Source organism: Streptomyces sp. NBC_01233 (genome assembly GCF_035989305.1).
Classification (GTDB): domain Bacteria; phylum Actinomycetota; class Actinomycetes; order Streptomycetales; family Streptomycetaceae; genus Streptomyces.
Map to the genome: position 1 here is coordinate 451,508 of NZ_CP108514.1, position 19,769 is coordinate 471,276.

Annotated in this window: 13 protein-coding genes and 1 pseudogene; 4 read left to right on the top strand and 10 right to left on the bottom strand. The window is 73.5% G+C overall.

The window, feature by feature from the left end; all coding sequences use genetic code 11:
* Positions 1-21 precede the first annotated feature (21 nt).
* A pseudogene (locus OG332_RS02290) lies at positions 22-1,263 on the top strand (MFS transporter); the annotation flags it as partial.
* Here the strand turns inward: OG332_RS02290 and OG332_RS02295 are convergent.
* Positions 1,246-2,154 (bottom strand): LysR family transcriptional regulator, encoded by a 909-nt coding sequence (locus OG332_RS02295; protein ID WP_327411831.1) that lies wholly within the window; start codon positions 2,152-2,154, stop codon positions 1,246-1,248. The pseudogene OG332_RS02290 and the gene OG332_RS02295 sit on opposite strands and share 18 nt — an antisense overlap.
* A 147-nt stretch (positions 2,155-2,301) precedes the next feature.
* On the opposite strand from OG332_RS02295, the gene OG332_RS02300 reads away from it, so the two are divergent.
* The gene (locus OG332_RS02300; protein WP_442816094.1) at positions 2,302-2,868 is read left to right on the top strand and encodes a DUF6817 domain-containing protein; all 567 of its coding nucleotides are present in this window, start codon (positions 2,302-2,304) and stop codon (positions 2,866-2,868) included.
* A 5-nt stretch (positions 2,869-2,873) separates the two neighbouring features.
* Here the strand turns inward: OG332_RS02300 and OG332_RS02305 are convergent, their stop codons facing one another.
* Both OG332_RS02305 and OG332_RS02310 read right to left on the bottom strand, forming a co-directional pair.
* Positions 2,874-5,843, bottom strand: coding sequence for a TIM-barrel domain-containing protein (locus OG332_RS02305; RefSeq protein WP_327411832.1), 2,970 nt, complete (start codon positions 5,841-5,843; stop codon positions 2,874-2,876).
* A gap of 468 nt (positions 5,844-6,311) precedes the next feature.
* On the bottom strand, positions 6,312-7,907 hold the full coding sequence (locus tag OG332_RS02310) for an alpha/beta hydrolase (protein ID WP_327411833.1): 1,596 nt from the start codon (positions 7,905-7,907) through the stop codon (positions 6,312-6,314).
* A gap of 182 nt (positions 7,908-8,089) precedes the next feature.
* Between OG332_RS02310 and OG332_RS02315 the strand changes: the two genes are divergently transcribed.
* On the top strand, positions 8,090-8,947 hold the full coding sequence (locus tag OG332_RS02315; RefSeq protein WP_327411834.1) for an MBL fold metallo-hydrolase: 858 nt from the start codon (positions 8,090-8,092) through the stop codon (positions 8,945-8,947).
* Positions 8,948-9,021: 74 nt separating this feature from the next.
* Here OG332_RS02315 and OG332_RS02320 read toward each other — a convergent pair whose 3' ends face one another.
* From OG332_RS02320 to OG332_RS02330, 3 genes are all read right to left on the bottom strand, one after another.
* Entirely contained in the window at positions 9,022-9,258 is a 237-nt protein-coding gene (locus tag OG332_RS02320; RefSeq protein ID WP_327411835.1) for a hypothetical protein, read from the bottom strand.
* 147 nt (positions 9,259-9,405) lie between these two features.
* Positions 9,406-10,074: a response regulator transcription factor gene (locus OG332_RS02325; protein ID WP_327411836.1), complete on the bottom strand. Its 669-nt coding sequence runs from the start codon at positions 10,072-10,074 to the stop codon at positions 9,406-9,408.
* Positions 10,071-11,372 carry a sensor histidine kinase gene (locus OG332_RS02330; RefSeq protein ID WP_327411837.1) on the bottom strand — a complete coding sequence of 434 codons (1,302 nt, stop codon included), beginning with the start codon at positions 11,370-11,372 and terminating at the stop codon, positions 10,071-10,073. Before OG332_RS02330 ends, OG332_RS02325 begins: the two co-directional genes overlap by 4 nt.
* A gap of 274 nt (positions 11,373-11,646) precedes the next feature.
* Between OG332_RS02330 and OG332_RS02335 the strand changes: the two genes are divergently transcribed.
* Positions 11,647-13,845 (top strand): MMPL family transporter, encoded by a 2,199-nt coding sequence (locus OG332_RS02335; protein ID WP_327411838.1) that lies wholly within the window; start codon positions 11,647-11,649, stop codon positions 13,843-13,845.
* Between the two features lie 95 nt (positions 13,846-13,940).
* Here the strand turns inward: OG332_RS02335 and OG332_RS02340 are convergent, their stop codons facing one another.
* From OG332_RS02340 to OG332_RS02355, 4 genes are all read right to left on the bottom strand, one after another.
* Entirely contained in the window at positions 13,941-15,734 is a 1,794-nt protein-coding gene (locus OG332_RS02340; protein WP_327411839.1) for an ABC transporter permease/substrate binding protein, read from the bottom strand.
* Entirely contained in the window at positions 15,734-16,786 is a 1,053-nt protein-coding gene (locus tag OG332_RS02345) for a quaternary amine ABC transporter ATP-binding protein (protein WP_327411840.1), read from the bottom strand. The genes OG332_RS02340 and OG332_RS02345 overlap by 1 nt, the downstream gene beginning before the upstream one ends.
* A 378-nt stretch (positions 16,787-17,164) precedes the next feature.
* Entirely contained in the window at positions 17,165-17,962 is a 798-nt protein-coding gene (locus tag OG332_RS02350) for a GntR family transcriptional regulator (RefSeq protein ID WP_327411841.1), read from the bottom strand.
* A gap of 126 nt (positions 17,963-18,088) precedes the next feature.
* The gene (locus OG332_RS02355) at positions 18,089-19,684 is read right to left on the bottom strand and encodes an IucA/IucC family protein (RefSeq protein ID WP_327419080.1); all 1,596 of its coding nucleotides are present in this window, start codon (positions 19,682-19,684) and stop codon (positions 18,089-18,091) included.
* Between the last annotated feature and the right edge of the window lie 85 nt (positions 19,685-19,769).

Genomic DNA, 19,769 nt, shown 5'->3' on the forward strand with positions numbered 1-19,769 from the left:
CTCGTCAGCGTGGCCGGGGCCATGATCGTCGCCCTCGACGGCACCGTGCTGACGGTGGCGCAGCCGAGCCTGGGGCGCGACCTCGGGGCGAGCGTGACGCAGGTCCAGTGGACCAGTACCGCCTACCTGCTCTCGGTGGCCGCGTTCCTGGTGGTCGCCGGGCGGCTCGGCGACCGGTACGGGCACGCCCGGCTGCTCTTCGTCGGCGTGCTCGGATTCGCCGCGGCCTCGGCCGGCATCGTCCTCGCGCCCGGCGTGGGCTGGGTGATCGGACTGCGCGCCGTGCAGGGCGTGTTCGGTGCGCTGCTCCAGCCCGCGACGCTCGCGCTCCTGAGGCTCGCTTATCCGCCCGACCGGCTCGCCACTCCGGTCGCCGTGCGGACCAGCGCGATCGGGGTGGCCGCGGCGGCCGGCCCGCTGCTGGGGGGCCTGCTGGTCGCCCAGTGGGACTGGCGGGCCGTGTTCGTGATCAATGTGCCCGTGGCCGTGGTGATCGCCGCGCTGACGCTCGCCGTACGGGCGCCCGCGCCGCCGCGTACGGAGGCCGGACGGCTGGAGATGGGCGGCGCGGCCCTGCTGGCGACGGCCCTCGCGGTGTTCGTGCACGCGCTGGTCGGCGTACCGGCGTACGGGTGGACCGGTGCGCCGACCGCGCTCGGGTTCGGGGCGGCCGCCGTGCTCGCGGCCCTGTTCGCACGGCGCGAGCGGCGCTCCGTACGGCCGCTCGTACCGCCCGCCGTGGCCCGGACCAGGGCGGTCACGGCCTCGATGGCGCTGCTGCTGCTGGTGTCCGCGGGGATGTTCGGGGCCCTGTTCACAGCCACCTTCCGGCTCCAGGACGTCCAGGGACTGGACCCGCTCGACACCGGACTGCGGGTCCTGCCGCTGACCGCGCTGATGGTCGCGGGGGCGCCCGTGGCGGGGGCGGCGCTGCGCCGGTTCGGGCCGCGGCGTACCGCGCTCACCGGTACGGGGCTGGTCGTCGCCGGGATCGCTGGGCTGGGCTCCGCGTCGGAGGTGGCCTTCGCGGTGCTCGGCGCCGGGTTCACCACCGTCATGGTCACCGCCACCGGGGCCGTGGTCGGCGAGGCCCCGGCCGGGTACGCCGGGGTCGTCGGCGGGCTCAAGCAGACGGCCATGAACGTCGGCCCGGCCCTCGGGATCGCGGTGGCCGCGAGCGCCGGGGTACGCGGCCCCTCGCTGCCGGCCCTGGCGGCGCTGGCCGCCGTGGGGCTGGTCGCGGCGTCACTGCTGCCCGGCGGCGCGCGCCCGGCAGCTGCGGGCGACCTCGTCGGCGAAGACGAGGGCCGGCGGGGCGAGGGCGGCCCAGCGTCGGACCGCCCAGCCGACGGCGAGGGGCGGCAGGGCGGGGATGGGCACGAGGCGCAGCGGGCCGTCGGAGCCGGGGACCTGCCAGCCGGGCAGCGCGGGCACGACGGCGTGCCCCAGGCCTAGTTCGGCGAGCAGCAGGGCGGTGTCCCAGTCGGCCACGCTGGTGTCGGAGCGTACGTGGATGCCCGACTCGGCGAAGGCGCCGTCGAGGTGGGCGCGGGAGGCGGAGTTCTCCGGAAGCCGGATGTGGCGGATGCCGGCGAGGTCGGCGGGATCGATGCACGGGCGGGCGGCGAGGGGGTCGTCGGCGCCGACCGCGAGCACCCAGGGCAGTTCCATGACCGGGCGCTGTTCGATGCCGCGGACCGGTCTGCCGATGGTGATCCAGGCGAGGTCGAGGTCGTCGGCGGCGAGTGCGTCGAAGCAGCTGCGGCTGGAGTTCTCGGTCTGGAACTCCAGGCTCACCCCGGGGTGGAGGCGGCGGAAGGCGACGACGGCGTCGGACATGAAGTGCCGCACGGTCGTCGCGCCGGTGGTGACGCGCACTGAGCCGCCGCCGCCCCGTACGAGGTCGTCCACCCGGCGCAGGGCCCCGTCGAGACCGGCGATGCCGTCCGCCGCGGCCGCCTGGAGGATGCGGCCCGCCTCGGTGGGGACGACACCGCGGGCGTGGCGCTCCAGGAGGCTCGCGCCGGTCTGCTTCTCCAGGCGGCGGACGTGCTGACTGACGGCCGACTGGGTGCAGCCGAGGTCGCGGGCGACGGCGCTGAGGCTGCCGGCACGGCAGACGGCCACGAGCACACGAAGATCGTCGAGGGTCATGAGACCCAAGGTATCGCTTGGATGTGGGGAGCAAATCGGAGGATTGACTTGGGGTTTGGGCTGGATCAAGATCAATGCAGGGCCCGGGCGGCAACCCGTCCCCGCCTTCGCCACGGGGTCCGGACCCCCGGCGAAAGGCGTGGACGGGTGCCGACCCACCGCCACGACCCCGAGGGGAGTACCGATGTCGGACCCCGCCGTCGTGTGGTTGCGGGAGCTCGGTGCGCAGGATTCGCGCACCCCGGCGGGACCCTGCTCGCGCACCTGGAGCGCGTACGGGCGCTGCTCGCGTCCTGGGGCGCTCGGCCCGCACTGCAACGGGCGGGCCTGTGCCACGCCTTCTACGGTACGGACGGATTCCCCACCGCCCTGCTGCCGCTCGCCCGGCGGGCCGAGCTGGCCGAGGTGATCGGCGAGGAGGCGGAGGGGATCGTGTACCTCTACGCCGCCTGCGACCGGACGGCGTCGTATCCGACGCTCGCCCGCGAGGAGGCCGCCTTCCGGGACCGGTTCACCGGCCGTGTCCACTCCCCCGCCGTGGAGTTGCGGCGGGACCTCGCCGAGCTGTCGGCGGCCAACGAGCTCGACCTGGCGCGTATCGATCCCGCCTTCCGCGAGGCGTGGGGAGCCGAACTCCTTTCGCTGTTCGGCCGGTTCCGGGGGCTGCTGAGCGAGCCGGCCCGACGGGAGTGCCGGTCCGTGCTCGGCAGCTGAGGGAATCAGGGGGTGAAGGTCCAGCGCTGGGCCGGCGTGTCGTCGCAGGCGGTGCCGGTGAGAGTGGTGCCGTTGGCGGTGCCCGAGCCGGTCGGGGCGAGGCATAGGCCGGCGGTGCGCAGGGTGCTCCGGGGCCCCGCCTGCCAGATCTGGCCGGCGCTGCCGTCGCAGGTCCGGACGGTGACGCGGGCGGCGTTCGCGCCGTCGAGGCAGACCCCCGTGAGGCCGGTGAGGCGGCCGTCGCTCTGCAGGGTCCAGCGCTGGTTGGGGCCGCCGTGGCAGGTGTAGAGGGTGGGTTCGGTGCCCGGCGTGGTGGCGCTGTGCGGCAGGTCCAGGCAGCTTGCGGAGGCCGCGTTGACGAGGGTGGCGTCCGCGGGGAGCGGGGCCGGTCGGCCGGTGAGGCTGACCTCGGCGGCGCTGGTCCAGGGGCCGCGCCCGCCGGCCTCGGTGAGGGCCTTGAGGCGGAGGTAGCGGCCGGTCTTCGGGGAGAGGACGGCGGTCTTGGCGTCCGCCGTGTCGGGGAAGGCGCCGCTCGCGACCGGTGGCCCCCAGTCGGCGGTGGTGTCGGAGACGTAGACCGCGTAGCCGCCGATCCGGCCGTTGACGCCGCCGTCCTGGCGGGGCAGGTACCCGAGGCCGTCCACCGCGTAGCGGGCGCCGAGGTCGATCTGGAGCTCGTGCGGCAGCGCGGCGGGCTTCGGGCCGGACCAGGCGGTGTGCCACAGCGTGGCCGGGTTCCCGTCGAAGGCGCCCGCGGCGGCGCCGTTCTCGGCGCTGGTCTCCTGGCTGTCGGCGTAGGCCAGGGACCATGCCGACTTGTCGATGGGGGCGGAGGAGGGCAGGGTCTCGGCGGCGGGGAGGCTGGTGCCGGTGGCCGAGACGCTGAAGGCGCCCGCCTTGGAACCCGTCTTGATCCAGAGCACGCCGGAGCGGTCCGCCGGGTCGAAGAACCAGCCGGTCGCGGCGGAGTCGTAGGCGGCCTTGGAGGTCAGGCGCGCCACGGCGGCCCCGTCCACCGTGAGGGCCGTGGGCGCGGAGGCCACGTGGAGGGTGAACTCGTAGCCCCGGGAGGTCGGCTTGCCGGCGTAACTGCCGGTGGGGGCGCCGACATTGACGGTGACCGTGCCGGAGCCGGCCGTCGGGGCGCCGACGTCGACCTGCTGTCGGGCGTAGGCGCCGGACTGGTAGGCGCGGGTGCGGCCGTCGTCCTCGTAGAGGCTGAAGGAGGAGTTGCCGCGCGGGTGGATGTCGTAGGTGAGGGTGGAGACGGGCTTCTCCCCGGTGTGGTTCATCTGCGGCCACATCGGCACGACGGCGCCGCCCTTGACGAAGAGCGGGAGGGTGTCGAGCGGCGCCTGGTAGCCGTTGAGGCGGCCCGGGCCCGCGTACGTCTTCCCCGTCCAGTAGTCCGTCCAGGTCCCGGCGGGGAGGTGGATGCCGTCCCGGACCGAGGTGTCGGAGACGACGGGCGCGACGAGGAGGGAGTCGCCGGCCATGAACTGGCCACTGGTGGCGTTGCCGCGGGCCACCGGGTCGTCGGGGTACTCCAGGACCATGGCGCGGGTGCTGGGCACGCCGCTCTCGTGGGCGACGCGGCTCATCGTGTAGAGGTACGGCATCAGCCGCATCTTGAGCTGCAGGTACTTGCGGTTGATGGAGAGGTAGGGCTCGGCGAAGCGCCAGGGCTGCTTGTCCTGGTAGCCGGCGGACGGGTTGGTCGCGCCCCAGCCGGACATGGTCATGAAGGCCGGGGTGAAGGCCTTCCACTGCAGGTCGCGGGTGTACGTCTTGGGGCTGCCCCCGAAGATGCCGTCGACGTCGCCGGCGGCGTAGTTGAGGCCGGACAGGCCCGCTCCGGTGATCGCGGGGACGTGCCAGCGCATGTCGTCCCAGGTGCCGTGGGTGTCGCCGGTCCAGACGACGGCGTTGCGCTGGGTGCCCGCCCAGCCGTCGACGGTCCAGACGTAGCGGCGGGCGTCGGAGTTCTTCTCGATCCCGTCCACGGCCTGCTGCACACCGTCGAAGGCGTACTTGTAGCCGCTGCCGATCCACGCCACGTCGGTCTTCACCCCGCGGCTGCCGGCCGTGCCCACCTCGTCGGCGATGGAGCCGAGGCCGGTGGAGGTCCACAGGCCGGTCTGGAAGCCCCTGGACTTCAGGGCGTCCACCGTCGACTTGAGGGGCGCGGTGTAGCCGCAGCCGTAGCCGTCGTTGGGCAGGAACCAGCCCGAGGGCATGTCGGCGGCGCGGGCGTCCGTCGCGTAGCCGACGACGTCGGGAGTGGTCTGGTGGCGCGGCCGGTCGTGGTCGCCCTGGTAGTCGGGGTTGGAGGCGTTGAAGCAGTCGGCGTTGCCGAGTTCGAAGCCCCACATCGGCGCCATGAACGGCTTTCCGCTGACGTCGGTGTACGCGTCGAGCACCGATTTGAGCGAGTCGCCGGTGAAGTACCAGGCGTCGAAGCGCTTCTCGTCGTGGGTGAGGGTGGTGGGGGCGTTGAACCCGTAGGAGCCCGGGGCCCAGGTGTTGCGCATGACGCCGTAGCCGTTGGTGGACATGTAGAACGGGGCCGGGCTGGCGTTGTCGTTCTCGCGCCACTTGTTGTCGACGGCGATCGGGACGGTCTTGCCGCGCAGTGCCCATTCGCCCAGTCGCAGGCCGGTGCCGTAGAACTGCTCGTCCGCGCCACGGGCCAGGTATTGGGTGGTCTGGCTGCCCGTCCAGCTGGTGGGCTGGGTCTCCTGCCAGACGGGGGTGGTGTCGTCGGCGCGGTAGACGGAGAACCTCAGGGGTGCCTTGTTGACCCGGATGGAGAGGGCTCCGGTGGTGATCCGGTAGTACGCGCCGGCGTCGGAGTGGGACGTGGCCACGGAGCCGAAGTCGGTGGTGGTGGCGAGGTCGGAGCCGGCCGGGTCGTTGGTGAAGGCGCCGTCGGGCGAGAGCCAGAGGCGGAAGATGTCGGCGCGGGCGACGACCACGCGGGCCTTGGCTCCGCCGGAGGCCGTGACGGTGAAGGTGTTCCCGGACTGGGTGAAGCCGGTGACGTTGCCCGCGGCGGCCGTGGCGCCGGCAGGGGCCGCGGTGGCGGGTGGGGCGAGGGGCCTGCGGCGGACAGGCCCGCGACGGCGAGGGCGGCGGCGAGCAGGGCGGCGCCGAGGGTGCGGCGGCTCCGTGGGCGGGCCGGGCGCGCCCGGGCCCCTAACCGGCGTTGCCCGTCGTTCCGGTCGTGTCGGCGCTGGCTCCTGCGGATGCTCGGCAGTCTCATGGGGCAGCTCCTCGTGCGGTCCGCGTCACGGACACAGCTCTGGCATGCTCCCGACAAGATAGCGCTCCACCGCCCCTTGATGAAAGATGATGCTCGAAGTCGGCCAAGATCACGCACCTTCGAACATCAGAGGTGTGAACATCAGGGCAACGTCAAGCAAGGCACGGCCCCCGCCGGCCCGTCAGGAGAAGGGAACCCGGTCCGGGCGGCAGACCGTGCCGGGTGGCGGAAGCGTCCCGTCGACGAAGTAGCGGCTCTCGTACGCGCTGATGCAGCTGCTGCCGTTGTTGAACAGCGCGGTGTGCCCATAGCCGTCGTTGGTGAGCAGGCGGGCGTCGGCCAGCTCACCGGCCATGGCCTGGGCACCCGCGTAGGGCGTGGAGGGGTCGTACCGGGTCCCGATCACCAGGACGGGACGGGCGGTGGGCGTGTTCCACGGGCCGTCGTACCCGGCGGCGGCCCTGGCCGGCCAGGTGGCACAGGGCTCCGCCGCCCACGTCCAGAAGCGTCCCGCGTCGCCGGCCCGCCGGGCGCTGTCCTCCTCCAGGGCCTGGTACGCGGAGGGGTCGCGCGGGTTCGGGCTGTCGGCGCACCAGACGGCCGCCGCCTGCTCGTCCCCCAGGTACGGGTTCGGCCGGTCCACCGGGGGCGGCGGCGGGTACACCGGGGGCTTGGGCGCGCGGCCCTGCGACAGCTCCTGGAGCCTGCCCGCGAGAGCCGTCCAGCCTGGGTCGACGATGTAGAGGCCGTTGACCGTGTCGGCGACCGTCTTGGCGTACGTCCACGGGCCGATCGGACGCTCCCGCAGCCGCTGCATCAGCCTGTCGAACTTGTCACGGGTGGCCTCGGGGCTGCCCGCCGAGAAAGCGCAGCGGGCCGCGGGCGCCGATCCGCACAGGGTGAGGAACCGGTCCAGGGTGGCCGCGGCGGTGCGGTCCGAGCCCATGCGCAGGAGGGTCGTGGTGCGGGGATCGCCCTGCCGGGCGCCGTCAGTCCAGGCCCGGGGGGCTATGTTGCTGTCGAGGACCATGGCGCGGACGCTGCCTGGGAAGAGGTTGGCGTAGGTGGCGCCGAGGATCGTGCCGTAGGAGACGCCCAGGTAGTTCAGCTGTCCTTCGCCCACCGACCGGCGGAGCAGGTCGAGGTCCCGGGCGGTGTCGGCGGTCGACACGTGGCGCAGCAGGTCCGGGTCGCGCTTCTCGCAGCGCCGGCCGAGGTCCTCGTACGCGTCGATCCACGCCTTCCGCTCCTGCGCGCCCACCGGGAAGCCGCCGGGTGGGCGGGCCGCCCAGGTACTGGCTTCCTCCGTGGTGTCGAAGCAGTTCACGGCGGTGCTGTTGCCGATCCCACGCGGGTCCCAGCTGACGATGTCGAACCGTTCCCGCAGTTCCCTGGGGAAGGCGTCGTAGTTCTGCGGCACCTGCACGGTCCCGGGGCCGCCGGGACCGCCGGGGTTCACGAACAGGGTGCCGATCCGCCGGCCGGGATCGGTGGCCTGCCGGCGGACGACCGCCAGGTCGACGGTGCGGCCCGCGGGGGCGGCGTGGTCGAGCGGCACCTTCACCGTGGCGCAGTCCCACGGGCTGCCGGGCTTGCACGGACTCCAGTCCAGCTTCGGAACGGTCGCCGAGGGTGACGGTGTGGTAGCTGTGAGCGCCGGGGGCGCGCTGTGTGCGGCGGCCGGTCCGGGCCCGGTGAGCAGCGCCGAGCAGGCCAGCGCCGCGGTGAGGACTGCCGCACGGCGTCGGCGGCGGGCTGTGGGACCTGGTGCGTACATGTTCCGCCCTCCTCCGTCACGGCGAGGGCTCGGTCCGGCGGTCCATGCCGCCGCATCGGTACACACGCCTCTGCCACCACGAAACCGCGATGGGGCAGCGCGCGCGAGCCGGGCGCGGGACCTGTGCGGGCCTGGCCGACGGCTCGCTCCCCGGCGCCCGACGACGGGGGTAGGTTGGACGCGTGATCGACTTTCTCGGGGGCGCCCCGGTCTCAGGCAGTCTCGACGTCGTCTGGCACGCGGGCTGGCCCTCCCCGAAGCACGACCCGGCCCCGGAGATCCAGGTCCATGCCTACTCCGAACACACGGTGATCCTGCGCCAGAACAAGTCCGTGCACTACGAAGCCCCGTTCCTCTTCCTCCTCTTCGGCAATGACCGGGCGCTGCTCCTCGACACGGGCGCGTCCGCCGACCCGACGCACTTCCCCCTGCGGGAAACGGTCGACCGGCTCGTCACGGACTGGCTGGAACGCCACCCGAGGCCCGCGTACTCGCTTCTGGTCGCCCACACCCACGGACACGGCGACCACGTCGCGGCGGACCCGCAGTTCGCGGACCGGCCCCTCACCACGGTCGTGGGACCCGGACTCGACGAGGTCACGGCCGCCTTCGGCCTCGCCGACTGGCCGCACCGCACCGGCGCACTGGACCTGGGCGGCCGGATCCTCGACCTAATCCCCGGCCCCGGCCACCAGCAGGCCGCCCTGGTCTTCCACGACCGCCACACCGGCCTCTTGCTGACCGGCGACTCCCTCTATCGGGGGCGGCTCTACATCGAGGACCGGACGGCCTACTCGGCCACCGTCGACCGGCTGCTGGACTTCTGCGCCACCCGGCCGGTCCGCCATGTCCTCGGCTGCCACATCGAGATGACCACGGCGGGCGAGGACTACCCCCGCGGCACCGTGTACCAGCCGGACGAGCCGCCGCTCCAGCTCACCGCAGGCCATCTGCGCACGCTGCGCAGGGCCCTCGACGAGACGGCGGACCGCCACGGCACGCACCCCTACGGGGAGTTCGTCCTCGTGTACCGGGACTGACCGGCGGTGAGCGCCGCCGCTCCCGGCCGGGAGCGGGGCGAAACGGGGTGTCGGCGGCGCGTGGGCCGCCACCGCTAGGTGAGGCGGTCCGGGGCCGGCGGCGGGGTGACCGCCAGGACCGGTGGGGCCGGCGTCGACCAGCGGTGGCCACACGGGTCGAAGACCAGCATCACCGGCCGGCCGGGTCGCTGGCGCCAGGAGATGCGTTCCGGTGGGCCGTCGCACACCGGACAGCAGGGCAGCGGTCCGGGCTCCGCCTCCGGCACGCGGTCGGGGGCGGCCGCGAGCGGCGTGGCGTACGGATCGCGCATGGAGGCTCCCTGGTCGTGCGTGCGGTCTGGCTGATCGCACTGTGCCATGGACGTGCCCCTCTCCGCACGGGCGAATCATCCAGTGTTTTGGCTGGTCAGAGGTGTGGTCACCAGGAAAATTCCGGTGCTCTTGCGGGCACTTGGTGATCAACCGCTCGCACAACCGGCCTCCACCAGGCCCGATTCGTAGGCCGCGATCACCGCCTGCGCACGGTCACGGACGCCCAGCTTGGCGAAGATGCCGGTGATGTGGTTCTTGACCGTGGAGACACTGATGTCCAGGTCCAGGGCGATCTCGGCATTGCCCCGGCCGCCGGCCAGCAGCCGCCAGATCTCCAGCTCGCGCGGGGTGAGTTCGGCCGGGGTCTCGCCGGCCCACGACCTCGGCCGCACGGGGGTCCGCACGTAGGCGGAGATGAGCCGGGTCAGCAGCCGCGGCGCGACGGCGGCCTCGCCGGTGTGGACGATGCGGACCGCGGCGATCAGCTCCTCCGGAGAGATGTCCTTGGGCAGGAAGCCGTACGCGCCGGCGCGCAGGGCGGCGACCACGTACTCGTCCATGTCGAAGGTGCTGAGGGCGAGGACGCGCGTCGAGGGGAGCGTCCGCGCGAGCTCCTCGGTGGCCTGGACCCCGTCGAGGACCGGCATCCGGATGTCCATGACGACCACGTCGGGCCGCAGCTCGTGGGCGAGGGCGACGGCCCGGGCCCCGTCCTCGGCCTCGCCCACGACCTCGAACTCCGGGTCGGGGCCGAGGATCAGGGCCAGGCCGCGCCGCACCAGCGGCTGGTCGTCGGCTACGAGCACGCGGATCATCGGTGCCGTTCCTCTCTCTCGCCCTCCCCGGGGCCCGGGACCGGGACCGGGAGGCGGGCCGCCACCCGGAAGCCCCCGCCGTCGAGTGCGGCGGCCTCCAGGGTTCCGCCCTGCAGGGCGACACGCTCGTGCATACCGATCAGACCGTACCCGGAGCGCGCCCCGGGCCGGGAGGCCGGCGCCTGCGCTCCCGCCCCGTCGTCGCGCACCTCCACGACCACCTCGTCCCGGCGGTAGGTGAGCCGTACGTGGGCCCTCGCCTGCCCCGCGTGCTTGCGGGTGTTGGTCAGGGCCTCCTGGACGATCCGGAAGACGGTGAGGCCCACGGTCGGCGGCAGCGGGCGGACCGGGCCGTCGACGCTGAACTCGGTCTCCGTACCGGCCAGCCGGGACTCGGTGATGATCCGGTCGAGGTCACCGGCTCCCGGCTGCGGGGCCGGCGGGGTGCGCTCCGGCTCCTCCCCGGCCCGTAGTACGTCGAGGAGTTGGCGCATCTCGCGCAGCGCCATCCGCCCGGAGTCCTCCAGGGTCACGAGGGCCTCCCGGACGACCTCCGGATCGTGCGCCAGGTTGGCGCGGGCTCCGCCGGCCATCAGCTGCATGGTGGTGATGTGGTGGGCCACGATGTCGTGCAGTTCGCGGGCGATCCGGCGGCGCTCCTCGGCCACCGCCCGGTCGGCGAGCAGGGTCCGGTGGACCTCGGCCTCCCGCTGCCGGTGGTTGACCACGGCGGCCGCGCCGACGGCGCCGAGGGTGCCGATCAGGTTCGCGACCAGGCCCGACCAGCCGAAGGGCAGGGGCCAGCCGCCCTGGCCGGCGGGGATCAGCGGCACCGCCGTGACCGCCGCTGCCGCGGCCACGGCGGGACGGCTGAACCGGGCCACCGTGTAGAGGGCCACCATCAGGGTGAGGGTGAAGTGCGGGGTCGGCGGGGTGGTCAGGTTCACGAGCACGCCCAGGGCCAGTACGGCTGCGAGCACCGTCACCGGCCGCGCGCGCCGGGCGATCAGGGGCATCGCCGAGAAGACCAGGGAGACGGCCGCGGTCACGCTCAGGACCCGGCCCTCGGTCTGCATGCCTAGGGAGTAGCCGACGAGGTCGATGGTGCCGGCCGCGACCGCCACGAGTGCGTCGTTGCGCGTCCACGGTGAGCGGTCGGCGCCGCGGTCCGCACCCGGCTCCGCAACCGGGTCGCCTGACCGGCCGGCGTCGCGGTCCGTGGCGCGGTCCGCACCGGCACGCGCGCCGCCGTTCCCTTCCGCTCCCACCGTCACACCCACACCCACACCCACACCCATGCTGCCGGTCCTCCCCGTCGACCACGCCTCCCGGCAGGTGCCGGGCTCGCGCGGCCGCGCTCTCCGGTGATCCATTCTGGCACCGGTCTCGTCCACTGCCACCAGTCCCCGGTGTGGGCCCGTACCAGGACTCCGGTCCTGGTCGGCGTCCCCGTCCGGACCCTGGTCCCGCGGTCCGGATCCTCCCCTGCCCCGACGTTTTCCCCGCTCCCCGCTGATGGTCTGGAGTCAGGCCGGGAACCCCGGCCGGCACCGTACAGACCGGAGGAGACCAGTGATCCGCGCCCTGACCCGATTCTCGACGCGAAGTCCATGGAAGGTCATCGCCCTGTGGGCGGTGCTGGGGATCGCAGCCACCATCGCGGGCCAGGCGTTCGTCTTCCGCGCCACCCAGCCCGGCAACGGCGGGTTCCTGCCCGCGCACTACGACTCGGCGGCCGCCCTGAAGATCGCCGAGGACCGGTTCGGTGTGAAGCCGGACGCCAACCTCCTGACCCTGCTGGTGGCCCGCTCGGACGGCGCGCCGCTCGGCGCCGCCGACGAGGAGCGCATCGACGCGCAGGCCGCGCAGTTGGCCCGGAAGCGGGTCGCCATGCCCAGGACCGAGGACACGATGCCCCTCGCCCAGGACCACTCGCAGATCCCCCGGGTCAGCCCGGCCATGACATCGCCCGACCGCTCCTTCCGCCTGCTCTCCGTCGAACTGACCGGAAACCCCGCCGATCCCGGGGTGCAGGACACCTACCGCGCCTTCCGGGATTCCGCACGGGACCGGTTCGCGCAGGAGGGACTGCGGACCGGATTCACCGGCGGGATCGCCGACCGGGTGGACACGGCGGACGCCGAGAAGACCAGGACGACGGTGGTCGGGGCGGTCATGCTCGGGGTCATCGTCCTGCTGCACGTACTGGTCTTCCGCAGTGTCCTGGCGGCGCTGCTGCCGCTGCTCGCGGTCTCGGTCATCGGCGGCGCCGCGGCCGGCGTCGTGGTCGGCGCGGCGCTGCTGACCGGCACCGGACTGGCCGATTCCACGCCGGGGCTGATCAGCGTGGTGCTGGTGGGCATCGGCATCGACTACTTCCTCTTCCTCCTCTTCCGCTTCCGCGAGCAGCTGCGCGAACACCCCGAACAGTCCGGGCGTGAAGCGGCCTCCGAGGTCGCCGGGCGGGTGGGTACGGCCATCACCTCCGCGGCGCTGACCATCGTCGCCGCGTTCGCCACGCTCGGGGTCGCCTCCTTCGGCCAGTTCCGGGTGCTCGGGCCGGCCATCGCCCTGTCGGTACTGGTGATGCTGCTGGGCAGCCTGACCCTGATGCCGGCCCTGCTGGCGGTCACCGGGCGCAGGATGTTCTGGCCCTCCCGGGCCCTGGAGCACGCTCCCCGCGCGGGCTCCGCCGCCCGGCTGGGCGACCGGGTGGCACGTCGGCCGCTGGCGCTGGTCCTGGCCTCGGTGGCGCTGCTCGGCACGCTGGCCGCCGGTGTCATGGGGATGCGCATGGACTACGGGCAGGGCGGCGCGGGCGCGGAGCGCACGGCCGCGGTCGTCACCGCCGCCGAGATCTCACGTGCCCTGCCGGCCGGGGTGTCGGACCCGACCAGCGTGTTCGTCACGGCTTCCGACGGCGGCGCACTCACCGTCGAGCGCCTGGGCGGGCTGTCCAAGGCGCTCGCCGGGGTCGACGGCGTGGGCCAGGTCGCGGAGACCGTGCTGAGCCAGGACCGGCGGGCGGCCCGCATCGACCTGTTCCTGACGGCCGACCCGCAGCGCAAGGAGGCGCGCGACCTGGTCACCGGCCCGGTCAGGGCCGCGGTGCGGGCCCACGCGCCGGCCGGTACCGAGGCGCACGTGGGTGGTACGCCGGCGCTCTTCGCCGACATCTCGACCGCGGTGGACAAGGACCTGAAGGTGGTCTTCCCGGTGGCGGCCGTGCTCATCGCGCTGATCCTGCTCGCCCTGCTGCGCAGCCTGCTGGCGCCGGTGATCCTGCTGGCCGCGGTCGGACTCGGCTTCGCCGCGACCCTCGGCGCCTCGACCCTGGTGTTCCAGCGCGCGCTGGACCGGCCCGGCGTGGACTTCACCCTCCCGCTGGTGCTGTTCCTGTTCGTGGTCGCGCTGGGCACCGACTACAACATCCTGATGAGCGACCGGATCCGGGAGGAGATGGAGCGGCCGGGTCCGGCACGGGCGGCGGTGGGCCGCGCCGTGCGGCACACAGCGCCCGCCATCGCCACGGCGGGCCTGGTGCTGGCCGCGTCCTTCGGCAGCCTGGCCGTCACCCCCGCTCCGTCCACCCAGCAGATCGGCTTCGCGACGGCCCTCGGGATCCTGCTCTCCGCCTTCGTCCTGTCGATCGTGCTGGTGCCCGCACTGGCCGCCCTGCTCGGCCGGTCCATCTGGTGGCCGGTGCGCCCGCGCCGCTCCCGCGCCGCCGCCGGTCCGAAGGAGGCCCCGGACCGCGTCCTGGTCGGCTGAGCCACCGCGCGGACGCACGAAGGCGCCGGCGCGTGCAGGGCCTCGTACGGTCCTGCGCGCGCCGGCGCCTTCGGTGTCAGGCGAGCTCGTCGGTGTCAGGCGAGCTCGTCGACCTCGGGGTGGTCCGCCAGCCAGGCGCGGACCGCTTCCTGCTCCTTGCCCTTCCCAGTGTCCTGGATCTTCGCCTCCAGGCTGGTCAGCTGCTCCTCGGTGAGCTTGAACGAGCTCAGCCAGCGGGCCACTTCGGGCTCGTCTGCGGCGAAGCCCTTGCGGGCCAGGGTGTGGATCCCGTCGCCCTTGCCCCAGGCGCCCTTCGGGTCCTCCAGCTTGGTCAGCTCGTACGTGGAGTACGCCCAGTGCGGGGACCACAGCACGACCGCCACGGGCTCCTTCTTCTCGTAGGCCCGCTTGAGCTCGGCGAGCATGCCGGGGGTGGAGCCGTCGACGACCTGGTACTCGCCTTCGAGGCCGTACTCCTTCAGGACCTTGTCCTTCAGGATGGACATGGCTCCGGCGCTCGGCTCGATGCCGATGATGCGGCCCTTGAACTGACCGGCCTTGCCCTTGAGGTCGGCGAGCGAGCGGACGTCCTTCATGTACGAGGGCACGGACAGCTCCAGGGAGGTGGGGCCGTACCAGGAGCCGAGGTCCTCCAGCTTGTTCCCGTACTTCTCCCAGTACTGCGCGTGCGTGACGGGCAGCCAGGAGTCGGTCTGGAAGTCGAGCTGGCCGCCGGCCAGGCCTGTGTAGAGGGCTCCGGCCTCCAGCTGGCGGGCGTCGACCTTGAAGCCCCGCCGCTCCAGCAGCTCCTTCCACAGGAAGGTGGAGGCGATGCCCTCGTCCCACGGGATGTATCCGACGGAGACCGTGCGGCCCTTGCCGATGTTCGCGGCGCCTGCCGGTCCGTCCTCGGCGGTGGAGCCGCCGAAGGTGCTGAGGCCGCCCGCGACGAGGGCGAGCACGACGGCGCCGCTGAGGGCGTGGGCGGGCCGGGGGCGGTGGTTCCACACCTTGGCCGCGCCGGTGGCCGCGGCCCTCGCCTTGGCCAGGGCGCGCCGGCCGAGCGGCGAGACCTGGCGGCCGAGCGCCCCGGTCATCCGGTCGAGGTACATGGCCAGGATGACGATGGAGATGCCCGCCTCGAAGCCGAGGCCGATGTCGACGTTGCCGATGGCGCGGTACACGGCGCCGCCGAGTCCGCCGCCGCCGACCATGCCGGCGATGACGACCATGGACAGGCCGAGCATGATGACCTGGTTGATGCCCGCCATGATCGTCGGCAGGGCCAGGGGCAGCTGCACGCGGACGAGGGTGTCGCGCGGGGTGGTGCCGAAGGCCTCCGCGGCCTCGACGAGTTCCGCGTCGACCTGGCGGATGCCGAGCTCGGTCATCCGTACGCCCGGCGGCAGCGAGAAGATGATGGTGGCGATGATGCCGGGCACCACGCCCACCCCGAAGAAGATGATCCCGGGGATGAGGTAGACCATGGCCGGCATGGTCTGCATGAAGTCCAGGACGGGCCGCAGAAGGGCGCTGACCCGGTCGGATCTGGAGGCCCAGATGCCGAGCGGGATCGCGAAGACCAGCGTGACGAGGGTCGCGACCAGGACGAGGGAGAGCGTGGACATCGCGTCGGACCACAGGTCGACGGAGTCGATGAGCGCGAGGCCGGCGAAGGCCAGCAGGCCCGCGAGGAGCCCGCGCAGCCACCAGGATCCGACCGCGAGGATGCCCGCGAAGAGCAGCGGGGCGGGGGCGGAGAGAACGGCGTCGATGCCGTCGTAGAGTCCGGTCACGAGCGCGCTGATGGCGTCGAACAGCCAGGACAGGTGGCTCTGGAGGAAGTCGACACCGCTGTCGACCCAGGCGCCGAGGTGCAGGCGGGGCATCAGGCGGCCACCTCCGCGCAGGCCATCGGGGGCCGTTGTTCGTCGCCGAGGAAGGCGATGAGCCGGTCCTGCGGCACGGAGCCGACGACGGCGCCTTCCGCGTCGGTGACGGCGACCGCGTGCGGGACCCGGGCACTGACCGCGCAGAGGTCGGCGAGCGGGGTGTCGCCATGGACGGTCGGGCAGCCGCAGGCGTCCGCGTCCGCGTCGGGCTCGTCCATGACGGCGTCGGCCGTGAGCACCCTCGAACGGTCGACGTCCTGGATGAAGGAGGCGACGTAGTCGTCGGCGGGGCGGATGAGGATGTCCTCTGCGGTGCCCTGCTGGACGATGCGGCCGTCGCGCATGACGGCGATGCCGTCGCCGATGCGCATGGCCTCGTTGAGGTCGTGGGTGATGAAGACGATGGTCTTCTTGAAGCGCTGCTGGAGCTCCAGCAGCTGGTCCTGCATGTCACGGCGGATCAGCGGGTCCAGGGCGCTGAAGGACTCGTCCATCAGCAGGAGGTCCGCGTCGGTGGCCAGGGCCCGGGCGAGGCCGACCCGCTGCTGCATGCCGCCGGAGAGCTCGTCGGGCCAGGACTTCTCCCAGCCCTCCAGCCCGCACAGGGCCAGGGCCTCGGCGGCGCGCCGGTCGCGCTCGGCGCGGGGGACGCCCTGCACCTCCAGGCCGTAGCCGGCGTTCTCCAGGACGTTTCGGTGCGGGAAGAGTGCGAAGTGCTGGAAGACCATGGAGATCTTCGTGGACCGTACGCGGCGCAGCTCGCCCGCGCTGAGGGCGGTGAGGTCCTGGCCCCCGAAGAGGATGCGTCCCGCGGTGGGCTCCAGCAGTCCGTTCAGCATGCGCAGCAGCGTGGACTTGCCGGACCCCGACAGACCCATGACGACGAAGATCTGGCCGGGTTCGACGCTGAACGAGGCGTCGATCACTGCGGCCGTGGTGCCGTCGGCACGCAACTCGTTGCGGTCGGTGCCGCTTTCGAGTGCGCGGACCGCGTCGTCGGGTCGTCTTCCGAACACCTTGTAGACGTGCTCGGCTTGGAGCGTGGACACATAAACCTCACGGGTCGTACGGGGTACGGCGCGCGCCGGCGGACCGGCGGAGCCGTAGAGCGGGACGGGATCTGCCCGTGTGCGCCTCGCCTCCGGCACCAAGGCCGGAGGGCATGGTTCCGCTCCAGCAGTCCACGATGCCCCGCATTCACCAGCGCAAACACCAGCGTGATTCAGGTCACTTGCCCGGCGGGGAGCCGCGGTGCGCGGGGCCGCAGCACGAGCCGGGCGGCGACGCGCGGCCGCCGGGACGGAGTTGGGGCGGACTCCCGGCGACCGCAACGCCCGCCGGGCCCGGCGGGCCGCCGTCCGCGGCGTGTCGGAGCCCACACCGCGCGTCCGGCGGGCGGACCGGGGCCCGGCGGCCCGGGGTGTGACCTACGTGACTCGGAAGCCGGTGGTCGCGGGGTCCCGGCGGTCGCGGTGGAAGGTCAGGCGGTCCCACGTGGGGAAGGCCAGGTCGGTGACGGCCAGCAGCCGGCCCGAGGCGTCGTGCAGGGTGCGGCGCACCGTGAGGCCGCAGGCCGGGGAAGCGGCCGGCGGGTGGGTGGTGCGGGTCATGGTGATGGTCTCGGCGACCCGGCCGCCCGCCGCGGCGCGGTCGAGCCAGCGCCGCAGCCGGATGAGGTCGTCGTCACGGAGCGTCGCCACCCGGTTGCGGTAGCCCGCCAGCTCGGGGTCCCGCGCGACGGTGCCCGGGCTGAAGTACGTGACGGCGTCACGGAGGGTCTCCCCGGCCGGGCCGCGTTCGCGGTGGTGATGGACCAGGGTGTGTTCCCCGCCGGCCATGCCGAGCAACCCGGCGAGCGAGGGCGGGACGGTGACGAGGGTGAGCCGGCTCCGGGTGGAGGCGGGCACGGCGGAAGCGGGTCGCACGGCCGCCGGCTCGACCGCGGGCTCACTCCCGGGCCCGGCCGCGGCGGGGACCGCCAGGACGGTGACGGCGGGTCGGGTGCCGCGGCGGCCGGTGACGACCAGGCCGTCCTCGCGCAGGTGCTGGAGGGCGGCCCGGATGGTCTGCCGGTTGACCTCGTAACGGGCGGCCAGGCTGCGCTCGGAGGGCAGTCTGCCTCCGGGGGTGCGTGCGGCGCGCTCGAGATCGCGGCGCAGTGCTGCGGCGATCCGCTGGTACTTGGGCATGACGGCCGGGCCGCCGCCCCGCGAAGGGGAGGGCATGACTTCTCCTCTGACGGGTGGTCAAGGACTGCGCGGTCTGCCCAACCAACGTAGCATTGGTCTATACCTTTCGTGAGAGGGGATCCGGGAACGCGGCCCACCTTGGCCGGATCCGTACATCACCCCTTAGTTCCGCAGCGGGTTGGGCAGGGGCAGGTAGCGGGCGTCCGCGCCGTCCGCCCGCGTCCAGCGCAGCAGCAGGTTGGTCTTGGCCGGCAAGGTCGGGGCGGCGAGCAGCTCCGCGATCTCGGGCAGCCCGCGCGTGGCGTCGTAGCGCAGGAGCTCCTCCCGTACGGCGGGCCACAACAGCGGCGAGATGTCCGGATACCGTCCGGCCAGTGTCCCCGCGATCTCCGCCAGGTGGTTGACGACCAGGCAGTAGACCAGGCGCTGCCAGGCGTCCGCGCGCGGCAGGTCCGGCAGCAGCTTCACGCCTTCCGCGTCCCGGAAGAGGGCCTGCACGGGCACGCCCTCCGGGTCGACAGCGACCAGGGTGTTCTGCAGGTGGGCCTCCAGCACGACGCCGTGCCGGGCGAACAGCTCCAGCACGGGCGGCACGACCTGGCGCAGGTACGCCCGCCACCAGCGGACGGGGTCGGTGGCGCCGTTCGGCGGGCTCCCGGCGTACCCCTCGGCGAGCGCGGCGGCCAGCAGCGGGGTGGCCCCGGGCAGGGTGTGGCCGTGCAGGCCGTCACGGACGAGGACGGCGAGCTCCTCGAAGGCGAAGGAGGCGGTGCGGTAGCCGCGGTCGGCCAGCCAGGCCGCGTCCGAGCCGGTGCGGCGCAGCGCGGCGAAACCGGCCTCGACGGCCGCGTCGGTGCGGCGCAGTTTCAGCAGGTCGTGCCGCCACAGCCGGCGCACGTCGTTGGTGATGCGGACGTCGAGGCTGAACTTCACGAAGAGGTCGGCCGCCGGTTCCGGTACGTACAGGGTCCGGATCGAGGCGGTGGGCCAGACGGGCCGGCGGCCCTCTCCGAGCCGCAGCAGCCGCCCGTCGGCGAGGGCCTCCCGCACCGCGGGCCGGTCGCCCACCAGGTCGAGCTGCCAGGGGTGGGCGGGCAGGAGCCGGTAGCCGGCCGGGGCCCGCGGCCCGTCGAGGGCGTCTGCCAGGGAGTCGATCGCGCCGGAGACGGCCGGGCCGCCCTCCTCGGCGGTCTGGTCCTCGCGCAGCCCGAGGAAGACCAGCGGGAAGCGGGCGTGGGCCTCCGGCGCGTACGGCAGCCAGCTTCCGGCCGGGGCCCCGCCTCTGGCCTTGGGGGCGGGGTGGTGGGGGTGGCCCATCACCAGGGACTGCTCGGAAAGGACGTACGGGTCCTGCGGGACCTCGGCCCCGGCCCGGGCGGCCAGCAGCGCGGCGATCGCGTCCCGGCTGTCGGTGATCTCCACCGGGAGCTCGTCGTTGGGGACGCCGGTGTACCGGCCCAGTTCGTCGGAGACGAGCTTGACCAGTTCGGCGTGGCCGAGCGGATGCCAGCCGGCGGCCGTACGCAGTTCCGGGCGCACCGGCCGGCGTCCGCCGCACACCCGGAGGAGCCGCCCGCTGCCGCGCAGCCGGTGGATTCCCACGCCCACCGCCCCGCCCGCGCCGTACTCTTCGGCGGGGCGGCCGGGCCCGGTGGGTTCGACGGGATCGGCCGTCTCCCGCAGCAGGCAGTTCAGGAGCGGGGTGGCGGCGTACGCGTCGGCGGCGGCGTTGAGGTCCACTGATTCCATTCGGTCCATCCGGTGCGCCGGGGTCCGCAAGGCGTAACCACCGGTCGTGATCGTCGGCATCCGCAATGATTACTTGATCATCCCGTGCAGCGAT